Raw genomic sequence first — 14,395 nt, forward strand, 5'->3', positions numbered from 1 at the left:
CGCTGACCGCCATGACCTGCACCCCAGCACTGGACGAACTGCATGAGCACTGATGACCGCGCGGCGGTCGAGGCGGCCCTGCGCGGCCCTGCGGTGACGCCCCCCACCCGCGCGGCGCTGCTGGCCCGCTTAAACGCCCGCTACGATCGGCAGTACTTCACGCCCGCCGAGTTCGGGCAGCTGCGCGCGGCCGCCGTGCGCCTCGTGCCGCACGACCCGGCCGAGCTGGACCTGGCTGGACTCGTGGACGACCGCCTGCACGCGGGCCGCACGGACGGCTGGCGGTACGCGGACAGCCTCCCGGACGGCGACGCCTACCGCGCCCTGCTGGCGGCCCTCCCGGCTGACTTTGCCACGCTGGCGCCCGGCGCGCAGGATGAGGCGCTGCGCGCCGTCCAGACCCGCCTGCCCCGCGCGTTCGAGGACCTGCTGGCTGAACTGGTCGAGGGCTTCGTGTCGCACCCCCTGACGAGCTACCGCTTCGGGTACGCGGGCTTCATGGACGCGCCCGGCTGGCCGCAGGTCGGGCCGAACGAACTGGAAGACCGGGAGGCGCAGTATGGCCGCTGAGTCGCGCGGGGCCCTCCCCGCAGCGCCGGACGTGCTGGTCATCGGCACCGGTGCTGGCGGCGCGCCGCTCCTGGCGCGGCTGGCCCAGGCGGGCCTGCGGGTCGTGGCGCTGGAAGCCGGGGAGCGCCACCCGCCCGGCGGGATCGCCACGGACGAGGTCGCGCAGGCGGGCCTGTTCTGGATGGATGAGCGCCTCGCGGCGGGCGGCGACCCGGTGGGCTTCGGGCGCAACAATTCCGGCCGGGGCGTGGGCGGCAGCACGCTGCACTTCACGGCGTACACCCCGCGCGCCCACCCGGACGACTTCACGCTGCGCCGCGACACCGGCCAGGGCGTGGACTGGCCCTTCGGGTACGACGAGCTTGAACCCTACTACGACGAGGTCGAGCAGTTTATTGGCGTGTCCGGTCCCGCCGAGTATCCGTGGGGCGGGCCGCGCACCACGCCGTACCGGCACCCGCCGCTGCCCCTGAACGGCGCGGCCCGGCTGATGGAACGCGCCTGCGCGGAGGTCGGCCTGCGCACCAGCCCCGCGGCGAACGCCGCCCTGAGCCGCCCGCAGGAGCAGGCGGGGTTCGGCGTGCGGCCTGCCTGCACGAACCGCGGCTTCTGCCAGGCGGGCTGCTCGACCGGCGCGAAGGCCAGCCTGGACGTGACGTACCTCGCGCTGGCCGAGCAGCACGGGGCCGTCATCGTGGACGGCGCGCAGGTCACGGCCCTGCTCACGGACGCCAGCGGCCGGGTGCGCGGCGCGCGGTTCGTCCGTGCGGGCCGCGAGGAGACGCTGGAGGCCGGCACGGTCGTCCTGGCGGCCGGCGCGATTGAAACGCCCCGGCTGCTGCTGCGGCAGAACCTCGCGAACTCGTCCGGGCAGGTGGGCCGGAACTTCATGGCGCACGTGGGCGTGCAGGTGTGGGGCCTCGTCGAGGACGACCTGCGCCCCTACAAGGGCATTCCCGGCGGGCTGATCAGCGAGGACACGCACCGCGTCGACGGCGTGGTGGGCGGGTACCTGCTTCAGTCCCTGGGCGTGATGCCCGTCACGTACGCCACGCAGTTCGCGCGCGGCACCGGCACGTGGGGGCCCGCGCTGATCGACCACCTGAGCCGCTACAACCACGTGGCGGGCATCAACGTCCTGGGCGACTGCCTGCCCTACGCGCACAACTACCTGGAACTCTCGGATGAACTGGACGCCCGGGGGCTGCCCAAGCCGCGCGTGCACTTCACGTTCGGCGAGAACGAAAGGCGCATGAGCGCCCACGCCGAGGCCCTCATGCGGGACCTGTGGGCGCGCGCCGGGGCGCGGGACGTGTGGGCGCTGCCGCGCGCCGCGCACACCATCGGCACTGCCCGCATGGGCGAGGACCCTTCCAGCAGCGTGATCGACCCTGTGGGCCGCGCGCACGACACGCCGGGCCTGTGGATCTGCGACAACTCCACCTTCCCCAGTGCCCTGGCCGTCAACCCGGCCCTGACGCAGATGGCGCTGAGCCTGCGCACCGCCGACGCCCTGATCACCCACCTCAAGGAGACCGCGTGACCCCCTCTGACCCCCACCGACCCGGCCCGGACACGCTGGCCGGGACTGCCGCAACACACACACCTGAAGGCCAGACCAGCACCGAGCCGCCCATCCCGCCGACCCTTCCGCAGCCGCGCGCGCAGCAGGTCGGGTACGCCGTGCTGGGTCTGGGGGAACTGACCCTGGATGAACTGCTGCCCGCGTACGCCACCGCCGGCCGCTCGCGCCTGGCGGCCGTGGTCAGTGACGATCATGACAAGGCCGTGCAGTCGGCCCTGGCGTACGGCCTGAGTGAGGCGGACGCGTACTCCTACGACACCTTCGAGGCGCTGGCCGGGCGGGACGACGTGCAGGCGGTGTACATCGTGCTGCCCAACACCCTGCACCGCGAGTACACCGAGCGGGCCGCCCGCATCGGCAAGCACGTCCTGTGCGAGAAACCCCTGGCGGGCAGCGTGGAGGACGCCGAGGCGATGGTCCGCGCCTGCCGTGGCGCCGGGGTGTACCTGATGACCGCGTACCGCTGTCAGTACACGCCCGTTCACTGGCGCGCCCGCGACCTCGTGCAGAGCGGCGAGCTGGGCGCCGTGAAACTCATTCACGCCGTGAACGTCCAGGTGGAACCCGACGAGGGGCAGTGGCGCCTCCGGCGGGACCTGGCCGGGGGCGGCAGCCTGCTGGATGTGGGCCTGTACTGCATCAACACTGTCCGCTTCCTGCTGGGCACCGAGCCCCTTGAGGTCACGGCCCGCACCCACAGCACGCCCGGCGACCCGCGCTTCACGGAGGTCGAGGAGAGCGTCAGCTTCCAGCTGGCCTTCCCGGGTGGCGTCCTCGTGAGCTGCTCGTGCTCGTACGGCGCGGCCCACGCCCGCACCCTGGACGTGTACGGCGCCCAGGGCCGCCTCAGCCTCGACCCGGCCTTCGACTACACAGACCTGCGCCTGCGGGTGCACACGCCCGACACCATCACCGAACACCGCCTGAAGGAGAGTGACCAGTTCACGCTGGAAATCGATCACTTCTCCCGCTGCATCCAGGAACGCCGCGGTCCCTTCACGCCCGGCGAGGAGGGCCTGCAGGACGAACGCATCATGGCCGCGATCTACCAGAGTGCCCGCGAGGGGCGCCCGGTGCCCCTGGACGAACACCCGGGACGGGACGTGTTCCGCGGCGCGCCGCCCGAGCGGCCCCTCATGGAGCGCGCCTGACATGCCGCCCCTGAGTTTCCTCACCACCGCCGAGCGGCTGAAGGTCAAAGTCGGCGGGCAGAAGATCTACGCGGGTGACGAGTTCGGCGGCGCGCGCGGCGCGACCGGTCAGGGCCGCCCGAACGGCAGCCCCCGCAACTTCATGTTCGCCACCGGCATCGAATGCTCGTACCCGAAGATCGCGGGCGGCGTGCGGCGCGACCAGCTGCGCGAATGCGGTCACTACGAACACTGGGAGCAGGATTTCGACCTCGTGCAGGGCCTGGGTATCCAGTACCTCCGCTACGGCCTGGCGTTCCATGAGATCTGCACCGGCCCCGGCGAGTACGACTGGGCGCGCGCGGACGAACTGATGGGCGGCCTGCGTGCGCGCGGCATCACGCCCATCCTGGACCTGATGCACTTCGGGCTGCCCGACTGGCTGGGTGACTACCAGAACCCGGAGCTGCCCGTGCACTTCGCTGCGTACGCGGGCGAGGTGGCCCGCCGCTACAGCTGGGTGCGCTTCTTCACGCCCGTCAACGAGATCTACGTCACGGCCCGCTTCAGCGGTCTGGACGGCCTGTGGAACGAGCGGCTGCGCTCGCAGCGGGCCTTCATCACGGCGCTGAAGCACGCGGCGGCTGCCAGTATTCTGGCCTGCCACGCGATCGTGCGGGAACGGCCCGACGCGGTCATCGTGCAGTCCGAGAGTGCCGAGTTCCTGCACGACGCGCAGGCCGAGCCGCGCGAGGACATCACGCTGCACAACAAGCTCAGCTGCCTGTCCATGGACCTGCTGTACGCCCATCCACCCGACGCGGACGTGTACCGTCACATCCGCGCCCACGGCCTGCGCGCCGACGAGTACGACTGGTTCATGGCGGGCAAGCAGCCCGGGCATCAGGTGATCGGCAGCGACTACTACGGCCGCAACGAACGCATCGTCCTGCCCGACCGCACGGAGGTCGGCGCGGAGGACATTCTGGGCTGGCGCACCTTGATGCGCCGCCTGTTCGAACGCTACCGGCACCCGGTCATGCACACCGAGACCAATACCTTCGACGCGGAACGCAACCCCGCCTGGATGTGGAAACAGTGGATGCACGTCCTGCAACTGCGGCGCGAGGGCGTCCCCGTGCTGGGCTTCACGTGGTACTCCCTGACGGACCAGATCGACTGGGACACCGCGCTGGCCGAGCACAACGGCCGCGTCAACCCGGTCGGCCTGTACGACCTGGCCCGCCGTCCCCGCCCCGTGGAAGGCGCCTACCGCAGTCTTCTGGAGCAGTTCGGGCAGATCGCCCTGGCACCCCTCGGGGAGATCTTCGAACTCAGCGGCGAGCCCGCCTCGCTGAAAGTCCAGCGGTGACGGGCCCTGCCGTCCTCGTGCACGGCTTCGGCACGTCCAGCCACATGTGGCGGCCCGTGGTGGCCGGGCTGCGCGGCGCCCTCACCCCGGACCTGCCGGGCTTTGGGAGGGCGGCCGCGCAGGGCCAGCCGGGTCAGGGCACGGCGGACATGGCCGCCGCCCTGGCCGGGTACCTGCGGGACCGGCCGCCCGTCACGCTGGTCGGGCACTCTATGGGCGGCAAGGTCGCCCTGCTCGTGGCGGCCCGCTGGCCGGACCGCGTGGCCCGGCTGATCCTGGTCGCGCCCTCTCCGCCCACCCCGGAACCCATGCCGGACGAGGGACGCGCCGCCCTGCGCGCCGCTCACGGCGACGCCGCGGCCCTGCGGCGGCAGTACGCGCAGATCACCCGGCAGCCGCTGGAGGACCAGGACTTGGCCCAGCTGATCCGCGACGGTCAGCGTGCCAGTCCGGACGCCTGGGTGGCCTGGCCGGACGTCGGCAGCCGCGAGGATATTCACGCGCTCACCACGGACCTGCGGCCGCCCGTCACGGTCCTCTTCTCCGAGGATGACCCCGCGATCCGCCCGGACGTGATCCGCCGCGAGGTGCTGGCCCGCCTGCCCCACGCGCAGGCGCGGCCGGTCAGCGGCAGCGGGCACCTCCTGCCGCTGGAACGGCCGGACCTGGTGCTGGCCGCCCTGCGGGACGCGGGCGCCTAACCTGCCGTAGGACCGCACCCAATTGCGTTTCCCCACCGACCGTTGAGCCCCCCTTTACACGCCGTCTGGCCCGCGCGGGCGCCCGGTACTCTGCCCCTATGAGTCGAAACGAGATCCTCAAAGGCGCGCTGATCGGCGCGGTCGCCGGACTGGCCGGAGCCTTCGTGAAGGCTCAGGTCGAGCCGCCACTCCAGCGGCTGACCGAACACCACTTCCCGCCCACCCCAGCCGAGAAGAAGATGACGGGCGCCGACCCGATCGGCCGTCAGGATCACATGCCACCCGCCGAGATGATCCAGGCCGCCGCCGACGCCACCGGACACGACATCAGCAAGAAGGAGAAGCTGGAAGCGCAGCAGGTCATTCACTACGCCATGGGCGCCGCCCTCGGCGCCGCGTACGGCGCGCTGGCCGCCGCCAACCCCCGCGTCTCCTGGGGGGCCGGCGTGCCCGCCGGCGCGGTCATGTACGGCCTCACCCACGCGACCGCCGTGCCCGCCACCGGCTTCCAGGCGTGGCCGTGGCAGCTGCCCCTCGCGGCCGTCCTGTGGGAGGCCGGATCGCACCTCGCCTTCGGCCTAACCACCGACCTGACCCGCCGGGGCCTCACCGCCCTTGACCCCACCGAATAGGTCCAGCGTGCCCAGGGCCAGTGCGAGCTGAACCGGCTGGCCAGTGAACAGGCGGTACGGCGAAGGCCGCACCTGTTTGCCGCAGTAGGGGAAGCACAGAGCGGCCGCCCGGGCATACCCCCGGGCGGCCGCCTGCTCTCTGTACGGTCGGCACAGCAATTAATGAATCTGTCCAGGGTCCGGCCGGTCGGCTGGTTCAGTCGGCGGCGTGCAGGGCCGGGGCGTGGCGGTCGAGGCGGACGCTGAGCAGGGTCAGGAGCAGGCCGCCTGCGACGAACAGCGCGCCGATCCAGGGAGTGGCGGCCAGGCCCAGGGCGCTGCTGACGACCAGCCCACCGATGAAGGCACCCGCGGCAATGCCGAGGTTGAACGCGGCGATGTTCAGGGCGCTGGCGACGTCCACGCCGCCGGGCGTGAAGTGTTGCGCGAGCTGCACGACGTACACCTGTAGGCCCGGGACGTTCGCGAAGGCCAGGGCGCCCATCAGGAACAGGGTGATCACGGCGAGGACGGGGTGCGGGGCGGTGAAGGTGAAGGCGAGCAGCACGAGCGCCTGCGCGAGGAACAGCGTGGTCAGCGCCCGGACGGGGTCGCGGTCGGCCATCTTCCCGCCGATGACGTTGCCGATGGCGATGGCGACGCCGTACACGAGCAGCAGGACGCTGACCATGCCCGCGCTGAAGCCGCTGATGGTTTCCAGGACGCTGCCGAGGTACGTGAAGGTGACGAAGGTGCCGCCGTATCCGAGGGCGGTCATGGCGAACACGAGCAGAAGGCGGGGGTGGACGAGCACGCGGGCCTGCTGGGTCAGGGTGGTGACTTCCCCACGGGGGAGGGTGCGGGGCAGCAGGGCGGCGGTGGCAATCAGGGAGACGACGCCCAGGGCGGTAATGATCCAGAAGGTGGCGCGCCAGCCGAGTTCCTGGCCGACCCAGGTGCCGACGGGGACGCCGATGGCGGTGGCGAGGGTCAGGCCCGCGAACATGGTGGCGATGGCGCTGGCGCGTTTTTCGGGGGCAACGAGGCCGGCGGCGATGGTGCTGCCGACGCTGAAGAACACGCCGTGTGCCAGGGCGCTGAGGATGCGGGCGGTCATCAGGAGGGCGTAGGTGCCGGACAGGGCGGCGGCGACGTTGGCGGCGGTGAAGAGGGCCATCAGGCCGAGGAGCAGGTGGCGACGGGGGAGGCGGCCGGTCAGGGCAGTGAGGACCGGCGCGCCGATGGCGACGCCCAGGGCGTAGCCGCTGACGAGGAGTCCGGCGCTGGGAACGCTGACGTGCAGGTCGGCGGCGATGGTGTTGAGCAGGCCGACGATGACGAATTCGGTGGTGCCGATGGCGAAGGCGCTGATGGCCAGGGCGAGCAGGGCTGGGGGCATGGGGGTCTCCTGGAATGGGGTGAGGCAGCCGCGAGGGCTCAGGGCTGCTAGAGTATTTGCACAAGCAATGCTTGCATCTGCAAGTAAATTAGACTTGAAGGTCCACACTGTCAACCCCCACCCTGGAGCCACATGACCACCGACCTCGAAACCCGCTGGCAGACCCTCGACCACGAGTGGCAGACCATCAGCCGCGCCCTCGAACACGCCCTGAACACCCACCACGACCTCAGCCTCAGCGAATACCGCGTCCTCGCCGCGCTGGAAGCCAAACACGACCACCACCACCGCATGCAGGTCCTCGCCGACCTCGCCGGCCTCTCCCAGAGCGCCACCACCCGCCTCGTCGCCCGGCTTGAAGCGCAGGACTGCGGCCTGCTGGCCCGCTACATGTGCCCCACCGACCGCCGCGGCGTGTACACCGAGATCACCCCCGCCGGCCTCCAGAAACTCAGCCGCGCCCGCCAGACCCTCCAGCAGACCCTGGCCACCCTGTGGACGCCCACCACACCAGACCCGCACGCCGAAGCGCCGTCCTCCTGAATCTACTGATCACCTGGGTCGCCATGGCCCGCACGACTGGCCGAGCCCAGACCAGAGCGGCACGGTCCGTTGATTTGCCCCAGGACCGCAGCAGGGCGAGGTACAGGCGGCGCTCCGCAGGTTGGTCACGCCGCTGGTCGCCTTGCACCCCAGAGAACATTTCTTACGATGACCTCGCTGTCATGTCTGATCCAGAGGGTCGAGGCGTCAGGCTCAGATTCCTCCGCCTCAGTCCCCGCTGGCCCGCCCTCTTCAGCCCTCCGATGAGCCTGACTCTGCCAGCGGCAGCGTGAACGAGAAGGTGGCCCCCTGACCGACCTCGCTGTGCGCCCACACGCGCCCGCCGTGCCGCATCACGATGCGCTTCACGGTCGCCAGCCCGGCGCCCGCACCGGCGAAGTCCTGCTGGGTGTGCAGCCGCTGGAACAGCCCGAACAGGCGCGCGGCGTAGGCCATGTTGAAGCCGATGCCCTGATCCTGCACCGAGACCGTCACCTGTCCGCCCCGCGGATCGGCGCCGCCTGACGTGTCGGCCCGCACCGTGACGCGGGCGGGCGCGGCGCCCTGACTGAACTTCACGGCATTCGAGATCAGGTGCGTCAGGACCTGCTGCAGCAGGGCGCGGTCACCCAGCACCGTGGGGAGCGGGCCGATATCCCACTGCACCTCCTGGTGCGGGAACTGCAGGTGCGCGTCCTGCTGCGCCCTGCGGACCAGCGGGTCGAGGGCGCAGGCGCTCAGGTGCAGCGGCTGACGCCCGGTCCGGGAGAGGGTCAGCATGGCGTCGATCATGCCCGCCAGGCGTCCGGTGGCGTCCTTCACGACCGTCAGTTTCTGCTGGGCTTTCTGCACCTGCCCCTGCTCCAGGGCGCGCAGGGTCACGTCCACGAATCCCTGCGCGTGCCGCACCGGCGTGCGCAGATCGTGCGAGGCGCTGTACATGAAGGACTCCAGTTCCTCGTTCAGGGCGTCCAGGTCCTGATTGGCGCGTTCCACCTGCGCCGTGCGGGCCGCCAGGGTCGTCATGCTCGTGGCCCGCTCCAGCGCCAGCGCGAGCCCCTGACCGACCGCGCGGATGATCCCACGCTCCCGCTCGGAGAACGACCGCCGGGCCCTCACGCCCGTTGCCAGCAGCTGCTGGGTCTGCCCATCCACCACCAGCGGCACGAACGCCGCCGTGCTGTACATGTCCGCACCGGGCAGGTCGTTTCCGGCGGCGTCCCAGTCATCCGCGAAGACCACCTCCCCCGAGTCCACGGCGCGCGCGAAATCCGGCGCGGTGGCCGACACGCCCGCCTGCAACTGCGTCAGCAGGCCCGGATCGATGTCCTCCGACCAGACCCGCGCCACCCACTGCGGGCCCGACCGCACGTAGAACGCAACGCTGAGGCCCGGCAGGGTCGTGGTCAGCAGCGTCACCGCCTGCTGCGCCAGCCGCAGGCTGTCCCGCTCCGTCCCGACCGCTTCCGTGAACGCGGCGAAGGCGGCCAGACTGGCCCGTTCCTCCTCCAGCTGGCGCAGGTGTGAGGCCCGTTCCATGGCCAGCCACAGCCCCTGGGCCAGGGTCTCCAGGAGCGCCTGATCCACCCGGTTCCACTGGTACGGGGCGAACGTCGTGAAATTGATGACGCCGCGCCGCGCCCCGCTGTGCCCGATGGGCAGTGACGCGATCGCGTGAATATGCGTCGTCATCTCGGCAGCCACGTCACGGCCGCCCGGGTACGCGTTCTGGTACAGGGGCCGCCCCGTGGTCCAGGGAACGTCCAGCGTGGGCGTGGCGCCGGCTGGCATGCCAGCGCGCATCAGGGTCATCAGGTCCGGGTGACCGACATCGTTGACATGCGCGCGCAGGCGCCAGAGGGCGCCGTCCTGCTCCCAGTACGCGGCGTGCCCGGGCGGCAGCAGGCGCAGCACCTCCGCCTGAACCTGCTCGATCAGCGCGTAATCGTCCTGCGCCGTCGTGAAATCCGCCGTGAGCCGCGCCAGGACGCTGAGAATATGCTCGCGGCCCTCGGCCAGCGTCCGCTGCCGGTGCAGCTGCTCCGCTGCGGACACGCGGTCGTACAGCAGCGCGAAGCTGCGTCCCAGCGCCCGCACGAGCGCCTCGCGCTCCGGCGTCCAGGCGGGCACGTCCTGAAGGGCGATGCCCAGCACGGCGCACAGTTCCCCCTGCTGATGCACCGGGTACGCCGCGACCGCGTGAAACGGACGCTGCTCCTCACCAGCGGGATGGGCCGCGCACCAGTCGTTCAGGAAAATCGGCGCGTCCGCTTCCCGCAGGTTCGTGAACAGCGGCGTGTCCAGCGGCAGGCCCCGCCGGAGGACCGCGAGCAGGTCGGGTGGAAAGTCCGCCGTCCAGCGCAGGGGTGTCCAGTCCACCTCGGTGCGGGTGTAGAAGGCGCCGCTGCTGCCCGGAAGAACCTGTTGCAGGGTGCGCAGGGCCAGATCTGCCAGCGACGCGACGTCGTCCGTCTGACTGGCCGCCTCGGTGAACTGCATGAACGTGAGCAGGGCTTCGGGAACGACTGGAGGTGACGTGGACGGCGGGAGAGCAAGCGGTGAAGGTGAGCCGTCAACCATACCATTCAATATAGGAGGATCTCCCGGGCCGTTCTGGGTCACGCACGCAATTGGCACTCCGTGCAGTAGGGAGCGGCCGATCCGACCCTTTCGGCGGCAGGCCGGTCAGCGTTCCAGCCGACGCCGCAGCCGGAACGGCGCGCCCAGACCTCACCAGCCGCGGATCTCCTCCCGACTAGACTCAGGCCGTGCTCAGCTGGGCGGGCGCCGATTGCCGCTCCGGGAGGGCCATGCGCGGCAGGAGCCCGCCAGGCAGGCTCAGCTCCCGGTTGCTGACGAAGGTGGGCACGCCCAGCTGCTCCGCCCGGCGCAGCGCGAACCGCCGGGCCCGGGTGGTGATGGCGTAATCCAGACCGAAGGCGTCCAGGTGCAGGCGGCGCGCCTGCGCGACCCGGGCGGCTGTCACCTCAAGTTCAGCGGGGTCCAGCACGCGGTACCCGTCCTCCCAGGTCGTGGACAGCCCGTTGATCAGCACGCCGTTCACGCAGCCGCCCAGGCGGGGCAGCAACCTGAACCCCTGATTGGTCAGCAGGTAACACGGGCCCGCCCACTGCCGGACCTGCCGGATGAGTTTCAGCATGGCCCGCACCTGAACGGGATCCTCAGCCAGATCAACGTGATCCAGGTAGAAGCCGTTGAAGATGGTCTTCTCCCCGAGAATCTGCGCCTCGATCCGGGCGCGCCACTCGGGGTCGCGGACATCCACGGGCCTCAGGGGCCAGTCGGGCATGCCGGGCAGCCGGGCCTCAGCCGCCGGGTCCTCCGCGCCCAGGCGCAGGTGGGCGAGCACCTGCACGCCCCGCGCCTGCAACCACCGGACGGCGTCGGCGCGGTAGTGGGTGGGCTGCACCACGACCCGCTGGTAACGGCCCAGCACCGTCAGCGAGTGCGACCCGGAGTAGATGCTCAGCGCCCGCGGGCCCGCAGGCGGGGCAGGCCGCGCGGCGGAGGTCACGTACGTGAGCGGATGCCGGACCTGAGGCGTGAAATCCCGTGCGGCAGATACCATTCCTGTCCTCCCTGCGCTGAAACCCTGAACTGCGGTGCTGACCGGATCGGCGCGCGGATGAGGCGCGGCCACGGGACGAACCGGCGACCCACGGCGCCAGCGCGGGCCGGAAGCGGACGGTCACGAACGGCCGGATCAGGTGGCGGACCGCTGGACCTCCACTCGGGTTCTCCCGGATCGCGCGGCGTGGCCCGTCCGTGGCGCCGGCTTTGCCCGGCCGTCCAGTGGCCCGTTCAGCTGGCGCCGCTCGCCTCACGTTCGGCCGCGTGGCGGTCCACCTTGCCCGGGGGACACGGCCGTTCGTGATGAATTATGGTAAGTGTGAACCCGGACGCGTGGCGTTAAAACGTCGTCTGAGGCGCTACTGAAACGTTAAACGCCAGCCGTTGGCACCCGCGGCCGAACGTGTCAGAGTCAGTGTGGGATGAACAATCCCCGCATGCACCCGGACCGGCCGGGCGGGTCCCTCAGGGCTGACTTTTCTGGTGCTGTTCAGGTGACCAGCACGGCCCCGGACTCCCGGAAGCTCAGCGTGAGATGAAGGCGCGCCCTGCACGCCCGCCGCCTCATGGACCGCCGGCGCCATCCCGCCGGGGGAAGGGAGTGAAGATCAGGGCGCTGAACGCTTCAACGGCCGACCACACGGCCCCCTGCCCCCGGGCGGAGCCTCCGGGAAGGACGAACGAGATGCCTGACCTCAGCCGCACCTCTGCTTTCACCCTCCACGTGCTGGGGCACACGTACCTCAGCGCGGCGGGCGCGCCCCTGCCTGTCTCCGCCAAGGGCGTGGCGCTCCTCACGTACCTGACGCTGGAAGGGCGGCCCTTTCACCGTGAGCACCTCGCCGACCGGCTCTGGCAGTCCGCTGACGCGCTGCGGAACCTGCGGGTGGAACTGAACCGGCTGCGCCGGGCCCTGCCCGGCCTGATCCCGGACCGGCAGCCCATGCTGACCCTGAGCGTCCCGACAGACCTGACCGACTGGATGCAGCGCGCCGACACCCTGACGCCTGCCGAGGTCGGGGCGTGGCTCTCGGTCGGGACAGGCGTGCCCCTCAGCGGCCTGGAGGACCTGGGGTCGCCCGCGTTCCGGGCATGGGTGGACAGCCAGCGGTGGCGGGTCACGCAGGCGATCGAGGCTCAGCTGGGGGCGACCTACACGCGCCTGCGCCGCGCAGGCGAGGGCACCGCCGCGGCGCTGATAGCGGACCGCGCCGAACACCTCGGCTGGACCCTGCCCCCGGCGCCCCACCCGGCCCGCAGCGCACCCCTGCTGGGCGGCCCGCAGCGCCCGGCCCTGGACGCGCTGGAGGCCGCGCGGCACCGGCCGCAGGTGGCGCTGCTCAGCGGCCGTGGCCCGCAGGCGCGGCGTGACCTCGCTGAGGAACTGGCGCAGGGCGACTGGCGCACGGTGCACGTGACCTGCCCGCCCGATCCGGAGCTGCTGATGGGCGCGTTCCTGCACCAGCTGGGGGCCCTGGCCGGGCAGAACCCGGATGTTCAGGCGCTCCTGCACGCGCCGGACGCCACAAGTCGCCACGTGGTGCAGCTGTGGACGCTGTACACGCAGCTTCAGCGGCCCCTGATCGTGGTGGTGCACGAGATCAGCGACCCGGCCCTGATCCTCCCGCACGTGCAGGTGGCGCTGAACCTGCCGGCCGAGCTGCTGCTGGTGCTGTGCCCGGCCAGCCCGGCCGCCCGCCGGGCGCTGCGGGCAGCCCTGGGGACAGTGGACCCTTCCAGGCAGGTTGAACTTCACCTGCCCCCACTGGGGATTCACGACCTGCTGGAAGCCCTGCCTGCCCAGCCGGATCTGAACACCGACGACCGGCGGTACGCCCAGGCCGCGCGAATCGCCATGGACGCTGACGGCTGGGAGCCCCTGGCGCAGCACCTGCTGGACCACCCGGACCCCGACGGGCTGAGGCCGTCCTTGCCGCCCCAACTGCGCGGGGCGCGGCTGGCCGAACTGGCTGGCCTGCCCGGTCCGTTCCGGGCGGCGCTGGCGCGGCTGGCCGTGGCGCATGAACCCCTGACGGCGGCCCTGGCGGACGCGCTGGGCGTGGATGAGCCCGGCGTTCTCGCGCAGGCCGAGCAGCTGGGGCTGCTGCTGCCCTGCGAACCGGTCGAGACCGTCACCCTGCCCGGCCTGGATTACCGCTGCCCGGACCACAGCCGCACCCTTGGTTTCGCCAGCGAAGCGCTGCGCGTGGCCCTGGCGTCCACCCTGACGCGCAGCGAGCGGCAGGACATGCGCCGCCGCCTGGCCCTGGCCGCCGCGGGGGACACGCCGCTCGCCGCGCATTACGCCCGGCAGGCGGGCGAGGAGGCACCACCCGGGGCCCAGCAGGCGGGCCGAGTCGTCGTGCCCGGCCGACCGGGCCCCATGACCCCACCTGCCGCGCCCCTTCCCGGTCCAGAGACGCCCCAGCGGGCCTGCCGGACGGGCAGCGGGTACCGCGTGACCGTGGCCGGACCGACCGTGCAGGTGCTGCGGCGTGGACTGTACGGCCGCCCCGTGACCCTGCGCCTCGCGTGGGGGCCGCTGCCCGCGGGGCCCTGGCAGCTCACCGTCCGGGTGGACGCCCTGAGAGCCGGCCCGGACCTGGGCCCGGGTGAAACGCCGTACGCGCTCTCGTGGCGGACCGACCGTGAAGAGATCATCGTGGGCACCGCGCCCACCTGGCACGTGGCGCCGGACGCGGGTCCCGTCACGTATTACCGGGCGCAACCGGGGCAGTGGATGACGCTGTCTGGCCAGAATGCGGCCGGTGTGCCGGAACTGAGGGTGCGTGCGGTTGACGTCGCCCTGACCTTCATGATGACCACGCCGTTGGACTCGCCTGCCCGTGTCAGGACGCGCGGGTAGGGTCAGGGCACCGCGCAGGACGCGCAT

The 14,395-nt window shown here is 71.6% G+C and carries 11 protein-coding genes; 8 read left to right on the forward strand and 3 right to left on the reverse strand.

Annotated features, from left to right (window positions below; genetic code table 11):
• Positions 1–42 precede the first annotated feature (42 nt).
• The 6 genes from IEY63_RS08645 to IEY63_RS08670 all read left to right on the forward strand — a co-directional run bounded on the left by IEY63_RS08645 (position 43) and on the right by IEY63_RS08670 (position 5,990).
• Positions 43–570: a gluconate 2-dehydrogenase subunit 3 family protein gene (locus IEY63_RS08645; RefSeq protein ID WP_189068609.1), complete on the forward strand. Its 528-nt coding sequence runs from the start codon at positions 43–45 to the stop codon at positions 568–570.
• Positions 560–2,113: a GMC family oxidoreductase gene (locus tag IEY63_RS08650; RefSeq protein WP_189068610.1), complete on the forward strand. Its 1,554-nt coding sequence runs from the start codon at positions 560–562 to the stop codon at positions 2,111–2,113. The genes IEY63_RS08645 and IEY63_RS08650 overlap by 11 nt, the downstream gene beginning before the upstream one ends.
• Positions 2,110–3,306, forward strand: coding sequence for a Gfo/Idh/MocA family protein (locus IEY63_RS08655; RefSeq protein ID WP_229784588.1), 1,197 nt, complete (start codon positions 2,110–2,112; stop codon positions 3,304–3,306). The genes IEY63_RS08650 and IEY63_RS08655 overlap by 4 nt, the downstream gene beginning before the upstream one ends.
• A 1-nt stretch (position 3,307) precedes the next feature.
• Positions 3,308–4,657, forward strand: coding sequence for a family 1 glycosylhydrolase (locus IEY63_RS08660; RefSeq protein WP_189068611.1), 1,350 nt, complete (start codon positions 3,308–3,310; stop codon positions 4,655–4,657).
• On the forward strand, positions 4,654–5,358 hold the full coding sequence (locus tag IEY63_RS08665; protein ID WP_189068612.1) for an alpha/beta fold hydrolase: 705 nt from the start codon (positions 4,654–4,656) through the stop codon (positions 5,356–5,358). The genes IEY63_RS08660 and IEY63_RS08665 overlap by 4 nt, the downstream gene beginning before the upstream one ends.
• A 98-nt stretch (positions 5,359–5,456) precedes the next feature.
• Positions 5,457–5,990, forward strand: coding sequence for a DUF1440 domain-containing protein (locus IEY63_RS08670; protein WP_189068613.1), 534 nt, complete (start codon positions 5,457–5,459; stop codon positions 5,988–5,990).
• A gap of 196 nt (positions 5,991–6,186) precedes the next feature.
• Here the strand turns inward: IEY63_RS08670 and IEY63_RS08675 are convergent, their stop codons facing one another.
• Positions 6,187–7,368, reverse strand: a complete 1,182-nt coding sequence (locus tag IEY63_RS08675; RefSeq protein WP_189068614.1) for an MFS transporter — start codon at positions 7,366–7,368, stop codon at positions 6,187–6,189.
• A gap of 132 nt (positions 7,369–7,500) precedes the next feature.
• On the opposite strand from IEY63_RS08675, the gene IEY63_RS08680 reads away from it, so the two are divergent.
• The gene (locus IEY63_RS08680) at positions 7,501–7,911 is read left to right on the forward strand and encodes a MarR family winged helix-turn-helix transcriptional regulator (RefSeq protein WP_189068615.1); all 411 of its coding nucleotides are present in this window, start codon (positions 7,501–7,503) and stop codon (positions 7,909–7,911) included.
• A 252-nt stretch (positions 7,912–8,163) separates the two neighbouring features.
• On the opposite strand, the gene IEY63_RS22445 is transcribed toward IEY63_RS08680, so the two are convergent.
• Together IEY63_RS22445 and IEY63_RS08690 are read right to left on the reverse strand one after the other, a co-directional pair.
• Complete coding sequence (locus IEY63_RS22445; protein ID WP_189068616.1) at positions 8,164–10,410, reverse strand: ATP-binding protein; 2,247 nt, start codon at positions 10,408–10,410, stop codon at positions 8,164–8,166.
• A 262-nt stretch (positions 10,411–10,672) separates the two neighbouring features.
• Positions 10,673–11,500, reverse strand: a complete 828-nt coding sequence (locus tag IEY63_RS08690; protein WP_189068617.1) for a putative glycoside hydrolase — start codon at positions 11,498–11,500, stop codon at positions 10,673–10,675.
• 687 nt (positions 11,501–12,187) lie between these two features.
• On the opposite strand from IEY63_RS08690, the gene IEY63_RS08695 reads away from it, so the two are divergent.
• On the forward strand, positions 12,188–14,368 hold the full coding sequence (locus tag IEY63_RS08695; protein WP_189068618.1) for a hypothetical protein: 2,181 nt from the start codon (positions 12,188–12,190) through the stop codon (positions 14,366–14,368).
• The last annotated feature ends 27 nt before the right edge of the window (positions 14,369–14,395 follow it).

The organism is Deinococcus radiotolerans, from assembly GCF_014647435.1.
GTDB lineage: Bacteria > Deinococcota > Deinococci > Deinococcales > Deinococcaceae > Deinococcus > Deinococcus radiotolerans.

What these genes read in the sequence shown, in the direction of transcription:
- IEY63_RS08645 (WP_189068609.1), top strand. Translation starts at nt 43, where the DNA reads ATGAGCACTGATGACCGCGCGGCGGTCGAGGCGGCCCTGCGCGGCCCT.
- IEY63_RS08650 (WP_189068610.1), top strand. Translation starts at nt 560, where the DNA reads ATGGCCGCTGAGTCGCGCGGGGCCCTCCCCGCAGCGCCGGACGTGCTG.
- IEY63_RS08660 (WP_189068611.1), top strand. Translation starts at nt 3,308, where the DNA reads ATGCCGCCCCTGAGTTTCCTCACCACCGCCGAGCGGCTGAAGGTCAAA.
- IEY63_RS08670 (WP_189068613.1), top strand. Translation starts at nt 5,457, where the DNA reads ATGAGTCGAAACGAGATCCTCAAAGGCGCGCTGATCGGCGCGGTCGCC.
- IEY63_RS08675 (WP_189068614.1), bottom strand. Translation starts at nt 7,368, where the DNA reads ATGCCCCCAGCCCTGCTCGCCCTGGCCATCAGCGCCTTCGCCATCGGC.
- IEY63_RS08680 (WP_189068615.1), top strand. Translation starts at nt 7,501, where the DNA reads ATGACCACCGACCTCGAAACCCGCTGGCAGACCCTCGACCACGAGTGG.
- IEY63_RS22445 (WP_189068616.1), bottom strand. Translation starts at nt 10,410, where the DNA reads ATGCAGTTCACCGAGGCGGCCAGTCAGACGGACGACGTCGCGTCGCTG.
- IEY63_RS08690 (WP_189068617.1), bottom strand. Translation starts at nt 11,500, where the DNA reads ATGGTATCTGCCGCACGGGATTTCACGCCTCAGGTCCGGCATCCGCTC.
- IEY63_RS08695 (WP_189068618.1), top strand. Translation starts at nt 12,188, where the DNA reads ATGCCTGACCTCAGCCGCACCTCTGCTTTCACCCTCCACGTGCTGGGG.